Raw genomic sequence first — 20,197 nt, forward strand, 5'->3', positions numbered from 1 at the left:
TAATTATTATGAAAATAGGAAGAAACAATCTCTGCCCATGCGGAAGTGGCAAAAAGTACAAGAAATGCTGTTTGAATAAAAGTGAAATCGAGTTTCTTGCTGAAGCTACATTTGACGCTCAAAAGAGCCTAAAAAGAGATGGTCAAATCAAACAATGCTTGCACCCTAATAAAGCTGAATGCACAGATAAAATTGTAAAAGCTCATGCTATTCAAAATAATCGTATTCTCTCAAAAATAGCAGAAAACGGCTGGGTTGAGACTTTAAACGGAACATCAAATTTAATTTTTCAATCATCTCAAGAACAAGGCAGAAAAATTGCAACCACTTTTACTGGATTTTGTTCTTATCATGATAAAAAGGTCTTTGTAAACATACAAATCTCTATACACGAACTCCTTAAAGAAATACTTAAGCAACACATTGGTACAATTTAATTCTGAAATAGTCACCTACTCATCTCCTTCTTTGCAAAAAAAGGACCATGTATCTCTACACGATCCCTGGTCACTAATTTTATGTATTTACATCCAACTTTTTGTTTCTTTACTCCATGTCTGCTCAAAGGAATTATTGTTATGAATTGAATCCACGATGGGCAGCAATAACTCTTTTAGTAGTTGCATAGTTTCTTCAAATTCTACTTTTACCAGTGCTTTTTTCTTTTTGATAAAGGCTCTCCATCTTCTCTGCCTTATCTCATCCTTGGTAAAATCATTATCAAAAGCTGCAATATCATCAAAACCGGTACCTCGATGGGTAAAGGTCTCTACAATCGCATTCTTTAATTCCATACCATTAAGATCATATCTGTCAGCCAAAACATAGATATCATAGAAATCCTTATATCTACCATTTGCAAGGCCCAAAGAAACAAAAGCCTCAAACTTTTCTGCTATGACGGAATAAATCGAATAGGCATATACCTCCGGAACTTCCATATCCAGCAGAACCGGGAACTCCATTTTCATTCTTTCTGGATACACCACATCACCAAAACCAATATCTATTGATACCGGAGCCTTGGTTCTGTCCAGGTATCCATTGTTGCACGAGCATACTCTCCATCAAATAGTGCATACAAAAAAATACCACCCTTTAGTGTAAATCTCTCCACATAATTTGAAACAGATAATCTATATATTGTTCTCTCCAAACCATATGTGACCAACTTATCCTGCATAGTCTTTCCATCTTCTATCGCCAGTTTCTTTAATCTGTCCTTTACGGATACAGCATTTTTCATACCAGCACCTCCAGATACATTTTCATTACCTCTCCACATTTGAGCATCTCTGCATATCTGATTAGCCTATTCAGATTACGGTCACTCCGATGCAGATAAGTTGTAAGAACTTCCTTTGTTTCCTCAATTCCAATTTTTTCCCTGTAGAAAACAATATCAACAACAGTTTTCTCGATATCGTAAATGCGAAATCTGTTATTTCCATCTTCTACGGTCTCGATGCCAATACCAAACCGGTCATCTGTAAAATAGCGTACATTCAGTTCCGGCCAATCCGGTAGTGTTGATACCTTTGCTTTTCTCGGAATTGCTACATCAATGGCATCCGGGCGATAAGTAGACAGTTTATAATACACGGCTGCACTCAGCAGACAAACTACTCCGTCTGGTACAAATGCATAGGCATAGTAGAAATCTGATCCCTCACCATCAAAATTTGCATTTTCATAATACTTTTTATTCAGTTTTATCAGGATCCCCTGGTCAACCATCTGATTGATTTTATAATATGAAAAACCTTTATCTTTCAGCTCTTGAACCGAAAAAATCATTTGGTCATTGGAAATCTGTGCCGTCTTTGTCATCTTTCTCACCTCAATTCCAGTATATCCAAATTCGTGATAATTATTTAAATAATTTTCGGCGCTTTATTACTTTGCCGAATTTAATTAAAATTATAGTAATTATTTCACGCTTTGTCAATGGATTTTCAGTGAGCTACCCCATCTTTCATTTCGCGACTGCACACGCAGCACTCACCCGCCGTTCTATAGAAGATAGGTCTGTAGAGATTTTGATAGCCCCTAATATTTTTCCTTCGCAGCATCATTTATATCTATCCAAGATAGGCTCTTTCCTGAGAAACTTGATTCATCTGTTAGAAATGGTAAAGTCACTGCTCGTAACAGATTACTTTTTCCGCTATTGTTTTCACCTATAAAAACAACAGTCTCTCCCAGACAAATATCTACATCTTTCAGATTTCTATAATTTTTTATGATTAATCGTGAAATTTTCATAGGCTTCTCCTGAATCAACTTAATTCTTCCAGAATAGTATACTATAAAAAATGGCGAAGTGCTTATCGTAACACTTCGCCGAAAGCCTAACCGGTTTGAGCATAAAATGCTTGGTTAGGTCTGCTTTACTATTTTATGCAGTTCTACTGCGTTTATACACTTAGATGTGCTTTCCAATCTGTCGGAAGATTCATCGCTGTAAGACTGATTACACCAATATTATTTTGAATCAGCTTATCAAAGGCATTCACAAATACTGTCCACTCCTCATCGGATGAACGCAGATACTTCATCGCCAGTAAGATTTGATACAAACCGTTATGTGCCGGTGGTGGTGTAACTTTATCTGCATCCAGAATTTCCGGTGTCGTATGTATTGTGCGGTTGTAAATTCTGGAATTATGAGCACACATATTGCGCAATACTGAAACACCCTGTATCCATGAAGCAAACATTTTCTGTGATGGATTTACCAAATTTCCTTTTTTCGATTTATACTGATAATTAGCTGCCAATATAGAATATGAGCTTCCAGTACCTGTTTTCAAATTTTTAATTATCTTCGATAACGTACCAAATGAAAGAACTTCAACAGCTGCCCATACAGGCACCTCTCCATCATGATTATCAAAATTATATTTGATAAACACATCATTAGAACGAGCAATTTCTGACGCTACTGTAGACATATTCTGCCAATACAGTTTTTTCTCTTTAAAAATCGATGAATCCTGCAAAACAAGTGGTTCTCCGTGTATAAGTAACGATTCCACTAATTGTACTCTCAAAGCCACCTCAATCTTAGAAATCATTGAAAAAATCATAGCAGATAATTCCTAATCAAATTGATACAACTTTAAAATATCTTCAAACTTTGTTCCTGGAACATACTTCTTTGTAACATTATCATATAAGTGGAAAGAGTATCCACGCAAACGATAAAACCCAACTGACTTTAATGCCTTTTCTACATCCGCACGAGAAGTAATTACCATTCCTGCATCAATATATGATTGTACCTGCTGTGCTATTGTTAATATTTGTTTTGGATATTGATACATAAAACACCCCATAAATGAAAAAGTCCCACCGGGTTGCGCATGAAAATCAGAGGCGTGGTGGGTTCTGTTACTATCATTATACAACTTTTATTGTGACTGTCAAGATTCCTTTTTCTTGAGTTTCCGCAGTCTTATCTACCTGAAGCCCGCTCTACGGCATTGTCTATCCACAACTTTAAAAAAATGCCCAAAATATAAGGAATCCTGTTCCTTTTTGATGTAAAATTAAATCACCACAAAATAACCGTACTAAACAAAAAGAAGGAGGATTCCCTGTGGTTAATTTTACATCAAATACGTATCAAATGAAACGGGAAATTTTATCTTTTTCCAATAAAATTTCCAGACACCTTGCAAAAGGGACTCCGAAAGCTGCTCTTAAGACTTATCTGACGCTGGTCAGAAAATGGTGTCCCAGCCATCAACGATATCACGTTCTCTGCAATGGAACGTGCAGCTGCTTTATTCGAAAAAGCAACCTTTGTCATGGATCGAGGTTATGATGATAACAAGATGTTCCTGAAGCTGGATTCCATGGGGCAGGATTATATCATTCGTCTGACTGCAAAGCGTAAGTTCCTATATCACAATAAGTGGGTATTTGCTACGGAGCTGCGTAACCGCAGGAAAGGCAAGGTAAAACTTCCTCTGTTTTACAAAGGCAAAATACATGATGCTTATCTTTCCCATGTAAAAGTGCAGATCACTGCTTCCAGGAAAGATATTTATCTCGTCCTTGTCTATGGAATTACGGAACATCAGATACTGTAATGACTTTGGATTGATTCCTGTCTTTGCCATGTTGCTGCAGTAAGTATGGTGGCATACATGAGGTGTCACTTCTGGTATCATCCACATTAGTATTCCCTACTCAAAAGGAAATCCGCAACATGCATACTCTTAATGCCTTCATAATTACCTCCGGCAAATTCGTCAGTTCGAAGAACGTATTTCGGATAGTTATCTTTTATTTCAAGTAGACGATCATACTCTCTTCGCTCGGTTTTCTCAGATCGTATTTCCTGAGTAACCTGCACATACAGTTTTTCACCTTGACGCTGCGCGACAAAATCAACCTCACCATCTGCTGTCTTACCTATATTAACCTCGTATCCTCGCCTGCAAAGTTCTAGATAGACAACATTTTCCAAACTGGAAGCAACGCTGTCCGGATGATACCCCAGAACACTATATCGAAGCGCAGTATCTGCAAGATAAAATTTTTCCTGTGTCTTCAGAATCTCTTTCCCCTGCAGATCATATCTGGAGCAACGATGTAGTAGATATGCCTTTTCCAGTTTTTCCAAATAACTGTATACAGTCTCATTATCTATCTTTCTATGCTCTGATTTCAAATAGTCTGAAATGGATTTTGCAGAAAAAGTATTTCCCACATTAGAAAATGTGTATTTAACCACTCGCTCCAACTGATCAACTTTACGAATCTGGTTTTTCCTTACAATATCAGAAAAGATTGTCGAATTGTAAATATCGCGAACGATAGTATAAACCTCATCCTGTGAATAATCACGCAGATGTGTTGCCGGGAAGCCTCCAAGACGAATATAATCTGCAAGTTCCGCATGAACATCTTTTACTTCTGTATACTCTTTCCGGAAAGTCAGATACTCTTCAAAGGAAAGAGGGAAAATACGAAAAGAAACATATCGTCCCGTAAGATAAGTTGAAATTTCCGAAGACATCATACGAGAGTTGGATCCAGTTACATACAGATCCACATCGTAATCACTGGCCAACGAATTCACAACCTTTTCCCACCCTTCAATTTCCTGTACTTCATCAAGAAAGAGGTAGGTCTTTTTGTTTTCACTAAACTTTGCTTTCACAGCTTCAAACATCTGCTTTGCAGTCATATCCTCATATTCCATGGAATCAAATCGCATGGATACAATTTGGTCTTCCGAGATTCCTCTTTCATTCTGCAGCTTTTCCATAATCATTTTCAATATTGTGGATTTTCCACAACGGCGAACACCAGTGAGTACTTTTACAAATGGCGTGTCTGTGTAAACCATGATTTTCTCTGTATAAAGCGGTCTGTTAATCATATCTACCACCTCCATATCATTATATTACCGCAATTAACCCATATTTTCAATAAGTTTTGCGGTTATAACCAGAAACTATTGCAAAATGAATAATTTAATTCGATTTAAAATATATTATTAGTTTTGTACTCGCAATTTAGTCAACTGTACTTTAGTAAATTATACTTGGCTAAAATCCAAATCATTTCTCTTACTATATTGTAGCCCAAAATAACCATATCTAAAATAATAGAAAAACTCCCACCTACCACAGTAAATGGGAAATTCATCTGCTCAGATGGCTGAAACCATTATAAATACTGGTTCTCTTTCATTCTTCACTCCCATACTGCCGCATCAATCTCTGAATCTCTTCTTTCACTTGCCCGACCACTTTCTCCGGCCCCACGATCTTCGCTCCTTCACCCAGGGACATAACCCAAGAGAGGAATTGTCTGCTGACGGCTACTCGGACGCTTACAACGAAGTGATCTTCATCTTCTTTCCGCATCATGACTTCTTTTCCGAATCGGTCGATCATAACGCCGGCCAGATAGTTTTCGCATTCAATCTGGACAGTCTCTTCTTCACCATCGAACATTCCAAATAATTTTCTTGAATAAGCGCCGATGTCAAATTGTTCGAACCGCTTGCTTCCTTCTCGTTTCTCTTTGGTTAATTCGATGTGGAGCATCTTATCTACTCGGAAATGCTTGATTTTATCTTCCTGACTGTCGAATGCCACAAGATAATAATTATCATCATCCCAGGACAGTGCCCAAGGGCTAACCTGATATAAAGCCCCATCTTTTCGAAGAACCTGCTCCTTATCCACGTTCCAGTTAAAGTATTGAAATGTAATCTGCACATTGGCTGCAATTGCCTGATGAATCTGATCCACGTTATAATAGATTCCTTCATTAATCGTCTTGACCCGTTCTGTTACATAGACCTGGCGATGAAGCTGAGAGGCTTCATATTGACTGGCAAGTCCCTCAATTTTTTTGATCAGTTCATTGGACTTCTTCGCAGTGATAAATTTTGCCGATTGTACAGAATCCACCAGAAGCTTTAATTCTGCCAGCTCGAACTGTCGATTTCCGATATAGTAATAATAGGTCTTATTTTCCTTCTCCCCGATAACATCCACTCCAAAAATCCGCAGATTTTCAAGATCATTGTATAGGCTTTTACGTTCTGCGCTCACATTGTATGCCTTTAATGATTCAATAATTTCCGGCATGGTGATTCTATGGGTCTCATCTGTTTTCTCCATCAATATCTTCAAAAGATATAGAATCTTTAATTTCTGATTATTCCCTTCTGCCATAAAATGCATCCTCCTTTATATTCAAACTGATAACTTCATTCCTGATAAATCTATTGTATCACGAATACAAAGGAATGTGGGTGTAATAAGTCCCATCTTCAGGACTTATTGCAGTTATACCAAACCCCGGAAGTTCTACTTTAATTGCTTCCTTATCTGCCTCGTTATCAGACTCTTTGACCAGATTTACCTTCATCTTCCTCTCAGAATCTCTAATCTTCCATGAATTCTCTGTACTCTTCTTCGCTTGCAAATAACATATATCTTCCTTCTACATATCCCATGTAACCAGCCTGTGTAGCATATCCCTTCATTGATTTCCGACCTCCATTCATATGATAAACTCGTTTGCTTTTCTTCGTTATCATTAGTTTAGCAAATTAAAAGGGTCGAAATCTGGACTTATACGATCCCCCAACTATCAAATATTTATTGTTAAAATTTAAATTTTCTCTTTGACTTATATGAGAAAAATCTGATAAACTGATACAGTTGAAAAAATGATTCAGGAAGAGCTTGCCCACGAACGCAGACAAAGGAAAAAAATTCAAGAAGAATTGAAGAGATAAAAGACGGAGGAAACAATAATTCCTCCGTCTCTTATGATTAATCTCTATTCTCCAATCATCATCTTGATGATCTCTTCGTTCGTCTCTCGCATTCCTTCTTTGCCGAGGCGTCCGATATTACTGATAGTAGCCTCAACACCTTTGGTCACGATACCTTCTCCGGCGTAGAATTGCTGACCGTTAAGGAACATATTGTATCCAAGGATTCCGGCATCAACGGATGCTGCAATCTTGGCCGCGCAGGAAGCCTTTGCTCCATCGCAGACCATACCGGATACGATTGCCAGTGCATTGACAACGGTGTGGATGATCTCCTGATAACCGCCGCCACAGAGATATGCGATTCCTGCGCCTGCTGCCGCACCCGCACTGACAGCTCCACAATACGCAGACAATCTTCCAATTCCGGTCTTCTGATGAATCGCCACCAAATTGGATAATGCCAGTGCACGATAGGTCTTATCTTCGTCTGCCCCTCGGTCTTTGGCATATTCCAGAACAGGAAGTGAACAGGTCATGCCCTGATTCCCGCTTCCGGCATTGATAATAACTGGAAGTTCACATCCATTCATACGTGCATCGGAGCCAGCGGCTGCCATTGCTTTTGCACGGGTTCTCACATCATCTCCGTAAGTCTTTAACAGTACAGTCCCGATATTGGCGCCATAATCACCTCGTAATCCTTCTTCTGCAATTGCCGTATTGTACTCTATCTGCCGTCCGATCACTTCCCGGATGTCTTCTATATCTACGGTGTTAATGAAGTCCCAGATACTTTCCATATCCAGGCAGCTTCTGTCTGTCAGGCCCTCTTCACTTTCGCCTTCTACCGGGACAGACAAAATCTCTTCTCCATTCTTTTCAATAAGCACGATATTCGTATGATAGTTGGCAATTCTGACTTTTGCATAGTTATCGTCTTTGCAGACTGTAACCACAATATCAAAGGTAATTCCATTGTCAATATGTTCTACTTCAATCGATGTTTCCTGCAGAAATGAGATCATCTGCTGAATCTGGTCTTCCGATACTTCTGCAATAACTTCCAACTCTTTCTCCGGTCTTCCGGCGATGATTCCGGCGGTTGCTGCTGCCGGAATTCCTTTCAGATGATTCGTGTTCGGAACGATTACACTCTTCACATTCTTAATGATACTTCCACTTGCACCAATTTTTACTTTATCAGGAATGCATCCCAATACTTCTCTTGCTTTTGCCGCTGCATAGGCAAGTGCAATTGGCTCCGTGCACCCCATTGCCGGAACCAGTTCTTCCTTCAATATCTGAACATATGCCTGATATTTTTCATCTGTTTTCTGCACAATTGTCACTCCTTTATATTTTTGTTATCACGAACTTTAACTCTATTTTTATTATAAGAAAGTTTCAACTTCGTTGCAATAGTTGTGCAATTATGCACTGATGGAATTTCCAGTATACAACTGATAATATCTTCCTTTTTCTTCAATCAGCTGATCATGCGTCCCTCGCTCAATGATTCTTCCCTGTTCCAGTACCATGATACAGTCGGAATTACGTACAGTAGATAATCTGTGAGCAATGACGAAGGTTGTTCTTCCATGCATCAGTTTATCCATACCATCTTGTACGATTCGCTCAGTTCGGGTATCAATGGAACTGGTCGCCTCATCCAGAATTAATACCGGTGGATCTGCAATTGCTGCACGGGCAATTGCCAGAAGCTGTCGCTGTCCCTGACTTAAATTCGCGCCATCCCCCGTCAGCACGGTATCGTATCCTTCCGGCAACCTACGGATAAATCCATCCGCATTGGCTAATCTGGCCGCTGCCACAACCTCTTCATCTGTAGCATCCAGTCTTCCAAAACGGATATTTTCTTTTACCGTCCCGGTAAATAAATGCGTATCCTGCAGAACAATACCGAGAGAATGCCGTAAATCCGCTTTTTTTATCTTATTTATATTAATTCCATCATAACGGATCTTCCCATCCTGAATATCATAAAAACGATTGATCAGATTGGTAATCGTTGTCTTACCAGCTCCGGTAGATCCAACGAATGCAATCTTCTGCCCCGGTTCTGCATACAATTTTACATCATGAAGTACAATCTTATCATCATTGTATCCAAAATCAACTCCATTGAAGACCACATGGCCTTTGACTTCGACATAATCTATACTTCCATCTGCCTGGTGAATATGTTTCCATGCCCATTTTCCGGTTCGCTCCGGGCACTCCACCAATGTCCCATTCTTCTCTTTTACATTGACCAGTGTTACGTAACCATTATCCACTTCCGGTTCCTCATCCATCAGCTTGAAGATTCGTTCTGCTCCCGCCATGGCCATTACGATTGCATTTAACTGCTGGCTTACCTGGTTGATCGGCATACTAAAGCTCTTATTAAAGGTCAGAAAACTTGCCAGACCCCCCAGCGTAAAGCCGCCTACTTTATTGAGTGCAAGTATACCACCCACAATGGCACAGACTACATAACTGACATTTCCAATCTGTGCATTAATCGGACCCAGAATATTGGCAAATGTATTAGCCTTATCAGCGCTATGAAAGAGTCTGTCATTTAATTCTTTAAATTCTTCTTTGCTTTCTTCTTCATGACAGAACACTTTGACTACTTTCTGCCCATTCATCATCTCTTCAATGTGTCCATTCACTGCTCCAAGATTACGCTGCTGCTCCAGGAAGTACTTTCCACTCCTTCCGGCAGCGGCTTTGGAACAGGTAATCATAATTCCGACCATAATCAGTGTTACGATTGTCAACGGAATATTCAAGATCAGCATGCTGACAAATACACTGATAATCGTAAATCCACTGTTGATAACCTGCGGTATACTCTGACTGATCATCTGACGCAAAGTGTCAATATCATTTGTATATACAGACATGATATCACCATGTGAATGCGTATCGAAGTATTTGATCGGCAGCTTCTGCATATGTTCAAAAAGGTCATCCCTCATATCCCGCAATGTACCCTGAGTTACATTGACCATGATCCGATTATACAGATAGGTTGAGATAATGCCGACTGCATAAAAGCATGCAACTCTTCCGATTGCTTTGGCAAGCGGCGCAAAATTTGGCTGATCTGTCAGCAAAAATGGCGTAATATAATCATCGATCAGATTCTTCATGAACATAGTTCCCTGCACATTTGCAATGACACCAAGGAATATGAGTATCAGAACTGCAGCACAATGGTATTTATAATTGCGGAATACATAGCTCATCAACCTTTTGAATAATTTCCCCGGATTTTTTACGTTCGATTTGACACCTCGCGGTGCTCTTCCCATTGGACCTGTCATCTGCTACTCACCTGCCTTTTCATCGAAGTCTCCGCCGCCTTGGGTCTGTGATTCATAGACCTCTCGGTAGATCTCATTATTCGCAACTAATTCTTCATGCGTTCCAAATCCATTGATCTTTCCTTCCTCCATAACAATAATGCGGTCTGCATCCTGCACACTGGAGATCCTCTGCGCAATAATCAGCTTCGTCGTATCCGGAATCTCTTCCCGGAACGCCCTGCGGATCTTGGCATCCGTAGCTGTATCCACCGCGCTGGTACTGTCATCCAAGATCAATATCTTCGGTTTCTTAAGAAGTGCTCTGGCGATACACAGACGCTGCTTCTGCCCACCAGACACATTACTTCCTCCCTGTTCAATATGCGTCTGATATCCATCCGGGAATCTCTGAATAAATTCATCCGCACAGGCAAGCACGCAGGCATTCCGGCACTCTTCTTCCGTTGCTTCTTTATCACCCCATCGCAGGTTATCCAGAATCGAACCAGAGAATAACACATTATTCTGCAGCACTACGGATACCTGATTACGCAATGCTTCCATATCGTAATCTTTAACATTGTGTCCTCCTACCAGGATCTCTCCTTCCGTCACATCATAGAGACGGCTTACCAGATTCACAAGGCTGGTCTTGGCACTTCCGGTTCCTCCGATAATTCCTATTGTCTCACCAGAGCGAATCTTCAGATTAATATCCTTCAGGACAGGTTCCTCACTGTCCTTTTTATAAGAAAAATACACATGTGAAAACTCAATACTTCCATCTTCCACTTCCAACAATGGATTCTCAGGGTTCTTAAGATCACTGGTTTCATTCAGGATTTCTGAGATACGACGAATACTGGCTGTACTCATGGATACCATGACAAATACCATGGACATCATCATCAGACTCATCAATATGTTCATGCAATACGCGAGAAGACTCATAAGTTCTCCCGTTGTCAGAGTAGTCGCCACAATCATCTTTGCACCGATCCAGCTGATCAGAAGGATACAGGAATAGACTGTCAACTGCATTAATGGTGCATTATACACCAGGTTACATTCTGCTTTTACGAAGATCCGATAGATATTCTCACTGGCTTTTTTGAACTTATTCGTCTCTTGTTCTTCTCTGACATACGCCTTAACAACACGGACCGCAGAGACATTTTCCTGTACAGATGCATTCAGTTCATCATATTTTGGAAATGCCTGTTGAAAATAACGTGTAGCATGGCTCATGATCAGCACAAGAATTGTTCCCAACAAAAGTACCGCAATCAGATAAATATTTGAAAGTCGCGCATTGATGCGAAATGCCATAATCATCGCACAGATCAGGCTGGCCGGAGCTCTGGTAAACATCCTAAGTACCATCTGGTAAGCATTCTGGATATTCGTCACATCCGTTGTCAGACGTGTAACAAGACCAGCAGTACTGTATTTATCAATATTTGAAAATGAAAATGTCTGAATATGGTTAAACATAGCTTCTCTTAGATTTTTCGCAAATCCGGCAGAAGCCTTTGCACCGAATTTTCCGCCTGCCATTCCGGCAAAAAGGCCAACCACTGCTGCCACGATCATAATTCCGCCGACTTTATAAATATGCTGGATATTTCCCGCATTGACACCATCATCAATAATCGAAGCCATTAAAAATGGAATCAGCATCTCCATCAGAACTTCCAAGATCATAAATAACGGGGTGATGATAGATACAAATTTATACTCTTTTACTTCTTTTAATAAAGTCCGTACCATCGGGCTCCTCCTTTCTGCCTGCTTCTTCTGTCTGTTCATCAAGTATATGCTTATTGAGTCTCTTCTTCCTCTCCGTAACGTACTTTTTCCATTGTAAATCCCCGTCCACGTACCTCGTTAATCTGGGTAATCGTAATAAACGCCTTTGGATCAACAGCCTGGACCATCTGATTTACAGAATATAATTTTCGGTTCGGGATAACACACAGCACACCTTTCTGTTGTTTTTCCCCATAACCAGTCTCTATATGAACCATGGTTACTCCGGCATCAATCTCTTTCAACATTCTTTCCTTAACCTCTTCGTATTTCTCAGTGATAACAAAGAGTTGAATCTGAGACTGTCCCATCAGTATGACACGGTTCATAACCAACGTCGTGAGAACAAGTGCAAGAATACCATACAAAATCTGCTCAGAATTTGAAAAGAGCACCTGGAATCCCAAGACGATAAAATCCACCACATACATCATAACTGCAATCGATACGTGGAACCATTTATTCAATACCAACGCAAGGATATCTGTTCCTCCAGTAGATGCTCCCACACGTACTACAAGTCCGATTCCTATTCCCAGCAACGCACCTGCATAGATCGTTGCCAGCATAATATTGTCAGTCAAAGTGTCAATTCCCGGGATTGCCTGCACAATCGACAAGAATACCGGATACACAATGGTACTGATGATGGTCGTAAGCGCGAACTTTTTTCCCAACACAAAAGTACCCAATATAAACAGAACTGCATTAATAATAAATACGATTACTGACAAATTGACAGGTATATAATGAGTAATGGTAAGACCGATACCGGTCGCACCGCCCATGATAATTCCGTGCGGCACAATAAACGCCCCAACTGCCAACGCAAGAATTACATTTCCTATCAGTACTCCTGCCAGAGTGAACAAGCTTTTCTTCCAATTTTTCATGATTTCATCAACCTCTCTTTCGAAAATCTATGAAATACCTTTCATTGTCAGCTGAATCCTCTTCTTCTTCAGATCTACACTCAGCACCTTAACATCTACAATATCTCCCACACTCACTACTTCCAGTGGATGCTTGATATATTTTTTATCCGTGATCTCGGAAATATGCACCAGTCCATCCTGATGGACTCCGATATCCACAAACACACCAAAGTCAATTACATTTCTGACAGTTCCTTTTAACACCATACCTTCCGTCAGATCTTTCATCTCCAGGACATCTGTCCGAAGAATCGGTTTTGGCATCTCATCACGCGGATCTCGCGCTGGTTTTTCCAGTTCCTTTACAATATCCCGCAGAGTAATCTCGCCAACTCCCAATTCCTTTGCAAGTTTCTTGTAGTCTTTGATTGTCAGTGACAAGCCCACAAGCTTTCCACCGCTGATGTCTTCTACTGCAAATCCCTGCTTTTTCAACAGCTTTTCTGCCGCCTCATAAGATTCTGGATGTACACTGGTGCCATCTAACGGGTTGTCCCCTCCCTGGATCCGCATGAAACCGGCACATTGCTCAAAAGCTTTTGGTCCAAGCTTAGCAACCTTCAAAAGCTGCTTCCGGTCAGTGAAACGTCCATTTTCCTCGCGGTAGGTTACGATATTCTTAGCTATGGTTCCTGAGATACCGGAAATATATGCCAAAAGTGGTGCCGACGCTGTATTCAAATCCACGCCGACTCTGTTAACACAATCTTCTACTACACCGGACAACGCTTCACTAAGTTTTTTCTGATTCATGTCATGCTGATACTGTCCTACACCGATGGATTTTGGATCAATCTTCACCAGTTCTGCCAGAGGATCCTGAAGTCGTCTGGCGATGGATGTCGCACTTCTCTGTCCCACATCGAACTTCGGGAATTCCTCCGACGCCAGCTTGCTGGCAGAGTATACGGATGCTCCAGCTTCGTTAACAATTACATATTGAACCTTCTCTGGAATCTCTTTTAATAATTCTACGATGAACATCTCTGATTCCCGGGAAGCCGTACCATTTCCCACTGAGATAAGCGTAATGTTATATTTCTTGATAATCTTCTTTAACAGATCCTTGGATGCCTGTATCTTCTGTGGTGTCGTTGGCGCCGTTGGATAGATGACCGTTGTCCCAATGACCTTACCGGTCGGATCTACCACCGCGAGCTTACAGCCGGTACGAAAAGCCGGGTCCCATCCAAGAACAGTCTGCCCTACGATCGGTGGCTGCATCAGAAGCTGTTCCAGGTTCTTCTTGAACACTTCGATTGCTCCATCTTCTGCCTTTTCCGTAAGATCATTGCGGATCTCCCGTTCAATTGCAGGTGCAATCAGACGTTTGTAACTGTCTTCTATTGCTTCTTTTAAGACCAAAGTTGTATAAGCATTGTCTCCATGAATCGTCTTCTTCTCGAGATATCGAATAATATCTTCCTCGGGAGCTTCAATCTTCACCGTCAGGAACTTCTCCTTCTCTCCACGATTCAATGCCAGCACACGATGACCTGCCAATCGATTCACCGGCTCTTCAAAGTCATAATACATCTCATAGACAGATTCAGCCTTCTCATCCTTCGCTGTTGAGATGAGGCGGCCTTTCTGCATCGTAATCTTACGAATCCAGCTTCGGTAATCCGCTTCATCAGAGATACTCTCTGCAATGATATCTCTTGCTCCCGCAATCGCTTCTGCAACAGTATTGACCTCTTTTTCAGGATTCACATATGCTTTTGCCTCTTCTTCCACCGGTCGGCTCATCTTCTGAAGAGTGATCACCGCCGCCAGAGGTTCCAATCCTTTTTCCTTAGCAATCGTCGCCCTCGTTCTTCTCTTCGGACGATACGGGCGATACAAGTCTTCTACTACGACCAATGTCTCAGCTGCCAGAATCTGCTTCTTCAGCTCTTCTGTTAATTTTCCTTGTTCTTCAATACTGGATAATACCTGTTCTTTTTTCTCTTCCAGATTACGCAGATAATTCAATCTTTCGTATAATTTACGAAGCTGCTCATCATCCAGTGTTCCCGTAGCCTCTTTTCTATATCTGGCAATAAATGGAATGGTATTGCCTTCATCAATCAATTTGACTGCAGCATCTACCTGCCATCTCTTTACATTTAATTCTTCTGTAATCTTCTGATTAATATCCATACTGTAACCCTTTCCGCTGCATTTAAATCTCATATGCGCATTAGTAATTATTATAGCGGAATTCCCTGGAAACCGCAATGGCATACGCAATACCGAGTTCACTCTGTTTTCTTGAAAATTCATATCTCCCATGCTATAATGACAAAAGCAAAATAATTATTTCCAGAGGGAGTATAAACATGCAGCAAGCAACACAAGAACTATCCAAACAACAGTTAAAATCCAAAGAAACCAAGGACAAGATCTTTCGTGCCGCCAAGCATATCCTGCAGAAAAAAGGATACGATCAGTTATCTATCAAAAACATCTGCGAAGAGGCTGGCGTATCAAACGGAAGCTTTTATCACCATTTCAAGACTAAGGATGACCTGTTATCTTATTATATCGAAGAACAACCAAGCATTAATCCAGATCTTCTGGATCTTCCGGAAAATGCCGAAGAAGCAAAACAGACCATTATCTATGTATATTTAAACTACGTTCATTATTGTCAAGAACTTGGTGTAGAATTTATGTCCAATTACTATACCCCCAAGAACCAGTCACTCAATCCTTTGATTCGAACAGAGCGGCCCTATCCAATCATTACGGTATCAAACTATCTGCAAAAAGTAATAGATGCGAATATCATCCATCCTTCTCTGGCGCTGGAAGATATCACCACCGATATCCGTATGATCGTAATCGGCAATGTATTTGAGTGGTGTCTGAAAAGTGGGGATACAGATTTTGAGGGAAATATGAAACGTTCTCTTGAAACTTATCTGAATGGATTATTTTAATATCTTTCATTCTATGCAAAAAAAATCCTTCAAGCAAGCGGACTTAAAGGATTTTCTAGAAGGGAATATGGTAGTGAAACCATTTAACAATAATATCTTGTAACTGTATTATAACGCTACCCTTCAAATAATGCCAATTGCTTATTTTAATATGAGCTTTTTACTTATTGATAATATCTATAGGAGAACCATTATGTATACGTTCATAACCAATCCCAATGCCCGTTCTGGCTTGGGAATTCAGATGTGGAAAAGCATTGAACTCGTCTTAAAAGAAAAGAACATATTATACGAAGTTTTTTTCACCAAATATCAGCACCATGCTACCAAGATTGTCCGCCAGATTACCGCTGATCACGAACCGCATACGATTATTGTACTTGGAGGCGATGGAACGATTAACGAAGTAATCTCTGGAATCGTCGATCTGGCAAAGGTTACTCTTGGCTACATACCAATCGGCTCTAGTAACGACTTTGCCCGCGGTCTGAATCTTCCAACCGATCCTGCCAGGGCTTTAGAAAATATTCTTGCCCCCTCACACTATACACCACTCAACATCGGAGTTCTCGAATACGAAGACAAGAAACGACGCTTTGCAGTAAGCACCGGGATTGGATTTGACGCCGGAGTCTGCCATGAAGTCATGGTGTCCAAATTAAAAATACTATTGAACAAACTCAAACTTGGCAAACTAACCTATGCCGGAGTTGCACTTCACAGAATCCTTACAATATCACCAAAAAAAATGACGATCACACTGGATGACGAACGGAAAATTGAATTTGAGAAGGTATATTTTGCCACAGCCATGAATCTGGCTTACGAGGGCGGCGGTTTTAAATTCTGTCCAAAAGCCCGTCCAAATGATGATCTGCTGGATATTATCGTTGTATCAGACATGCCAAAGTTAAAGATACTCGCTTTACTTCCTACGGCTTTCAAGGGTTGGCATACACATTTCAAAGGTATACATATTGATTCCTGCCGAAAGATTGACATCGTAAGTGAAGTCTCACTTCCTATCCACACGGACGGAGAACCTGTCTTTCAGCGGAAACATATTCAGGCTTATCTGGAACCCGAAAAAATACGGCTGATCAGTGCACCTTAAGTTACGGAGGACTTTATGATGATTGGGCTTATTGTTTTATTATTTGTTGTATTCATACTTCTTTATATCTATGCAATATGTCCCCGCCTTTCACGAAAGAAAGATATGACTCACTATCGACATACGATGTTCGCTCACCGCGGATATCATTGCAAGGAAAAGGGGATTCCGGAGAATTCCATGATGGCATTTCGAGCTGCACTGGCAAATGGATACGGAATCGAGCTTGACCTTCATCTGACCAAAGACGGAGAACTTGTTGTATTCCATGACGATACACTAAAAAGGATGTGCAGCCGTCCGGATACCATTGAAAATCTAACTTCACATGAGCTAAAATCCTGTCACCTTCTGGGAACTTCAGAGACAATCCCTCTCTTCAGAGATGTACTATCTCTTGTAGATGGAAAAGTCCCTTTGCTGATTGAATTGAAGATTCCTACCTCTTCCATGCAGATCTGCGAAGAAACGCTCCGTCAATTACAAGGGTATCACGGAAGATATCTCATTCAATCTTTTAACACTATGGGAATTCGATGGTTCCGACTTCACGCACCACAGGTTTTAAGAGGCCAGCTTTCTTCTAATCTGACCGCTGACAACCAGGAAGAATTCTGGTTCTTCCGTTTTGTGGTAAAGCATCTGCTCGCTAACTTTCTCGGCCGCCCGGACTTCATCTCTTATAAGCTCAGTGATCTTCCGGTCGCCAATGTATGGATACTAAAGAATCTCTTTCATATTCCGATTGCCGTATGGACACTTCGAACACCAAAGATGTTAAGCCGCGGAAAACAGCATTTTGACATTCAGATTTTCGAAAAACCATGTGAAAATTATTAACAAACCGTGAACAAGGTTGTTGATTCAATTTTTTCATGTTATAATCCCTGTTGAACCAGGAATATGATATGTTAAGAGGCTTACAAAGGGGTCATGTTTATGAAAGCCATAGAGAGGATAAAAAAAACAGCCAAGAAATATAGTCATGCATGGGTACTTTTATATGCATTCATCTATATGCCTTGGTTTTTGTATTTGGAAAATAGAACCGGAGTCGATTACTTTTGGATTCATTCACCATTGGATGACTATATTCCTTTTGTAGAATATTTTGTCGTTCCATACCTGTTATGGTTCATGTTTATTATTGCAACTGCCACATACCTGTTTTTTACAGATAAAAAAGGATTCTATCGCTTTGCCGCATTTTTAATTACCGGTATGACGCTTTTCCTGATTATCTGCACAGTATTTCCAAATGGTCAGCACTTGCGTCCGACTACATTTGCAAGAGATAACATCTTTGTTGATCTTGTAAAATATGTCTACTCAAAAGATACTTCAACGAATGTACTGCCAAGCATCCATGTATTCAACTCCATTGGCGCATGTATTGCAATTGCTTATGATGAACGTTTGAAGAAGCATCGTCCGATTCAATGGGCTGCTTATATCCTTGCTGTTCTGATCATTCTGTCAACAGTATTCTTGAAGCAGCATTCTGTAACGGATGTAATCGCTGCCATCGCGATGGCATGCATTATATATCCATTTGTATATGCGACACAGGAAAGGAAAGTACCAAAGCTTTCTCATCAGCCGATCTAAATATATGTATAATAAAATGCCAGCCCTGCATCATGCAGCAGCTGGCATTTTTCATATCTTAGAGCATCTCGATAAATGCTGCAATTCTTGTATTCAGCTGACCAATGTCTGCCTGGGAATAGTCTGTCTCTACATTGATATAAGGAATTCCCTTCTTTTCATTGACAAATCTGCGGATTGCCAGGGTCTCCACATTGTATGTATGACAAGCCTGAAGTGTCATCTCCACAACGCCGTCAGCTTTGTACTCGTCAATCAGTCTTCCGAGAAGATCCAGACGGTTCGGATTTGGAGTCATAACAGAACATCCAATATTCAGATAACGTCTTGCCAATGCATCATATACATCTGGGTTCTCTTCGTCTACCAGTTTATCAATAGATTTTGCACCGCTGCAGTTCTCAAAAGCAACAACGACACCGCCATTATCTTCCACTGCACGGATAACCTTTTCTGTAGCTCCACCGATTGGGCATCCTGTAATGACGATACGTGGTTTTTTCTCCAGCATCTTTCCTTCTGCATACTCTTTTTCAATCTTTTCAACCAAAGCATCTGTCTCTGCCGGAATTGCTTTTCTGTCAAACTTGAATCCACTTCCGTACAATACTTTAAACAGGTCATGTCCCGTGATTGGAGCCGGATCATGTCTCATCACTTCATACAGTCGCTTCAGAGATCTGCGGACTTCGTTATTGACTTTAATGGCCTCTCTTACATCATCCTCCGTAATTGTAACATCGAATTTTTTCTCCAAGTATTCTTTGAAACGAATAATCTCACTCTTCCATAATTTTAATGATTCTTCACTTTGAGTATTCGGCAACTCCATAATAAATATATCCTTGAACTCAGACATATACTCATACATCTTCTTCTTACCGTCACAGGTTGTCTCTCCGACTACAACATCTGAAAAATGGAAGAAAGGACATTTATCCGTCTTGGCAAATCCATAGCTAGACTTGATCAATGGACATAGATTCTTCGGCAGATCCTTCTCTGCATCAGGAATTGTCTCATCTGAAGTGGAGCATAAGCCTACAGTAGCAGCCCCCATAGCCATTGCAATCTCTTGTGGAAAATACGTGCAATAAGCTCCTACTACCGGAACTCCCTGATCTTTTAACTTCTTTACTGCCAGAAAAGAATTCTTTCTCTGTTCCGCAAATTCTTCGAATACCTCTGGTAAATCTTTGATAACTTCCATTACATTTCCTCCTTAATCATCACTC

At 40.5% G+C, this 20,197-nt stretch carries 19 protein-coding genes and 2 pseudogenes; 6 read left to right on the plus strand and 15 right to left on the minus strand.

The features are described 5' to 3' along the window. On the plus strand, positions 1-437 hold a 437-nt coding region (locus ACQRD1_RS00005), incomplete at its 5' end, for a YecA family protein (protein WP_427786748.1). 87 nt (positions 438-524) lie between these two features. On the opposite strand, the gene ACQRD1_RS00010 is transcribed toward ACQRD1_RS00005, so the two are convergent. From ACQRD1_RS00010 to ACQRD1_RS00030, 5 genes and pseudogenes are all read right to left on the minus strand, one after another. After that, complete coding sequence (locus tag ACQRD1_RS00010) at positions 525-989, minus strand: nucleotidyl transferase AbiEii/AbiGii toxin family protein (RefSeq protein ID WP_427786749.1); 465 nt, start codon at positions 987-989, stop codon at positions 525-527. Positions 990-1,006: 17 nt separating this feature from the next. Further along, entirely contained in the window at positions 1,007-1,246 is a 240-nt protein-coding gene (locus ACQRD1_RS00015; protein ID WP_427786750.1) for a hypothetical protein, read from the minus strand. After that, a complete protein-coding gene (locus ACQRD1_RS00020; protein ID WP_427786751.1) occupies positions 1,243-1,830 on the minus strand; it encodes a type IV toxin-antitoxin system AbiEi family antitoxin domain-containing protein in 588 nt (195 codons plus the stop codon). The genes ACQRD1_RS00015 and ACQRD1_RS00020 overlap by 4 nt, the downstream gene beginning before the upstream one ends. Positions 1,831-2,049: 219 nt before the next feature. Beyond that, on the minus strand, positions 2,050-2,265 hold the full coding sequence (locus tag ACQRD1_RS00025; protein WP_235233208.1) for an AAA family ATPase: 216 nt from the start codon (positions 2,263-2,265) through the stop codon (positions 2,050-2,052). A gap of 152 nt (positions 2,266-2,417) precedes the next feature. Further along, positions 2,418-3,338, minus strand: a pseudogene (locus ACQRD1_RS00030) (Abi family protein). Positions 3,339-3,839: 501 nt separating this feature from the next. On the opposite strand from ACQRD1_RS00030, the gene ACQRD1_RS00035 reads away from it, so the two are divergent. After that, positions 3,840-4,097 carry a hypothetical protein gene (locus tag ACQRD1_RS00035; RefSeq protein WP_427786811.1) on the plus strand — a complete coding sequence of 86 codons (258 nt, stop codon included), beginning with the start codon at positions 3,840-3,842 and terminating at the stop codon, positions 4,095-4,097. Here ACQRD1_RS00035 and ACQRD1_RS00040 read toward each other — a convergent pair. The 9 genes and pseudogenes from ACQRD1_RS00040 to ACQRD1_RS00080 form a co-directional block, all read right to left on the minus strand. Then, positions 4,068-4,175, minus strand: a pseudogene (locus tag ACQRD1_RS00040) (site-specific integrase); the annotation flags it as partial. The gene ACQRD1_RS00035 and the pseudogene ACQRD1_RS00040 sit on opposite strands and share 30 nt — an antisense overlap. 8 nt (positions 4,176-4,183) lie before the next feature. Then, the gene (locus ACQRD1_RS00045; protein WP_427786752.1) at positions 4,184-5,395 is read right to left on the minus strand and encodes an ATP-binding protein; all 1,212 of its coding nucleotides are present in this window, start codon (positions 5,393-5,395) and stop codon (positions 4,184-4,186) included. Positions 5,396-5,705: 310 nt separating this feature from the next. Further along, complete coding sequence (locus ACQRD1_RS00050; RefSeq protein WP_235233211.1) at positions 5,706-6,704, minus strand: helix-turn-helix transcriptional regulator; 999 nt, start codon at positions 6,702-6,704, stop codon at positions 5,706-5,708. 58 nt (positions 6,705-6,762) lie between these two features. Then, complete coding sequence (locus tag ACQRD1_RS00055; protein ID WP_427786753.1) at positions 6,763-6,957, minus strand: hypothetical protein; 195 nt, start codon at positions 6,955-6,957, stop codon at positions 6,763-6,765. 360 nt (positions 6,958-7,317) lie between these two features. Beyond that, positions 7,318-8,595 (minus strand): serine dehydratase subunit alpha family protein, encoded by a 1,278-nt coding sequence (locus ACQRD1_RS00060; RefSeq protein ID WP_427786754.1) that lies wholly within the window; start codon positions 8,593-8,595, stop codon positions 7,318-7,320. A gap of 90 nt (positions 8,596-8,685) precedes the next feature. Next, on the minus strand, positions 8,686-10,590 hold the full coding sequence (locus ACQRD1_RS00065; RefSeq protein ID WP_235233214.1) for an ABC transporter ATP-binding protein: 1,905 nt from the start codon (positions 10,588-10,590) through the stop codon (positions 8,686-8,688). Positions 10,591-10,593: 3 nt separating this feature from the next. Beyond that, positions 10,594-12,342, minus strand: coding sequence for an ABC transporter ATP-binding protein (locus ACQRD1_RS00070; protein WP_235233215.1), 1,749 nt, complete (start codon positions 12,340-12,342; stop codon positions 10,594-10,596). A 50-nt stretch (positions 12,343-12,392) separates the two neighbouring features. Then, the gene (locus ACQRD1_RS00075) at positions 12,393-13,274 is read right to left on the minus strand and encodes a YitT family protein (RefSeq protein ID WP_235233216.1); all 882 of its coding nucleotides are present in this window, start codon (positions 13,272-13,274) and stop codon (positions 12,393-12,395) included. Positions 13,275-13,301: 27 nt separating this feature from the next. After that, complete coding sequence (locus ACQRD1_RS00080; protein WP_347375768.1) at positions 13,302-15,458, minus strand: Tex family protein; 2,157 nt, start codon at positions 15,456-15,458, stop codon at positions 13,302-13,304. A gap of 179 nt (positions 15,459-15,637) precedes the next feature. Here ACQRD1_RS00080 and ACQRD1_RS00085 point away from each other — a divergent pair, with 179 nt between their 5' ends. The 4 genes from ACQRD1_RS00085 (at position 15,638) to ACQRD1_RS00100 (ending at position 18,962) form a co-directional block, all read left to right on the plus strand. Then, positions 15,638-16,240, plus strand: a complete 603-nt coding sequence (locus ACQRD1_RS00085; RefSeq protein ID WP_347375767.1) for a TetR/AcrR family transcriptional regulator — start codon at positions 15,638-15,640, stop codon at positions 16,238-16,240. Between the two features lie 193 nt (positions 16,241-16,433). Beyond that, positions 16,434-17,354 (plus strand): diacylglycerol/lipid kinase family protein, encoded by a 921-nt coding sequence (locus ACQRD1_RS00090; protein WP_235233219.1) that lies wholly within the window; start codon positions 16,434-16,436, stop codon positions 17,352-17,354. Positions 17,355-17,459: 105 nt separating this feature from the next. Further along, on the plus strand, positions 17,460-18,194 hold the full coding sequence (locus tag ACQRD1_RS00095; protein WP_331473117.1) for a glycerophosphodiester phosphodiesterase: 735 nt from the start codon (positions 17,460-17,462) through the stop codon (positions 18,192-18,194). Between the two features lie 99 nt (positions 18,195-18,293). Beyond that, complete coding sequence (locus tag ACQRD1_RS00100) at positions 18,294-18,962, plus strand: phosphatase PAP2 family protein (protein ID WP_347375766.1); 669 nt, start codon at positions 18,294-18,296, stop codon at positions 18,960-18,962. A 58-nt stretch (positions 18,963-19,020) separates the two neighbouring features. On the opposite strand, the gene ACQRD1_RS00105 is transcribed toward ACQRD1_RS00100, so the two are convergent. Continuing rightward, positions 19,021-20,172 carry a double-cubane-cluster-containing anaerobic reductase gene (locus tag ACQRD1_RS00105; protein ID WP_235233221.1) on the minus strand — a complete coding sequence of 384 codons (1,152 nt, stop codon included), beginning with the start codon at positions 20,170-20,172 and terminating at the stop codon, positions 19,021-19,023. Positions 20,173-20,197 lie beyond the last annotated feature (25 nt).

This window comes from Bariatricus sp. SGI.019 (assembly GCF_050315235.1).
GTDB lineage: Bacteria > Bacillota > Clostridia > Lachnospirales > Lachnospiraceae > JAFBIX01.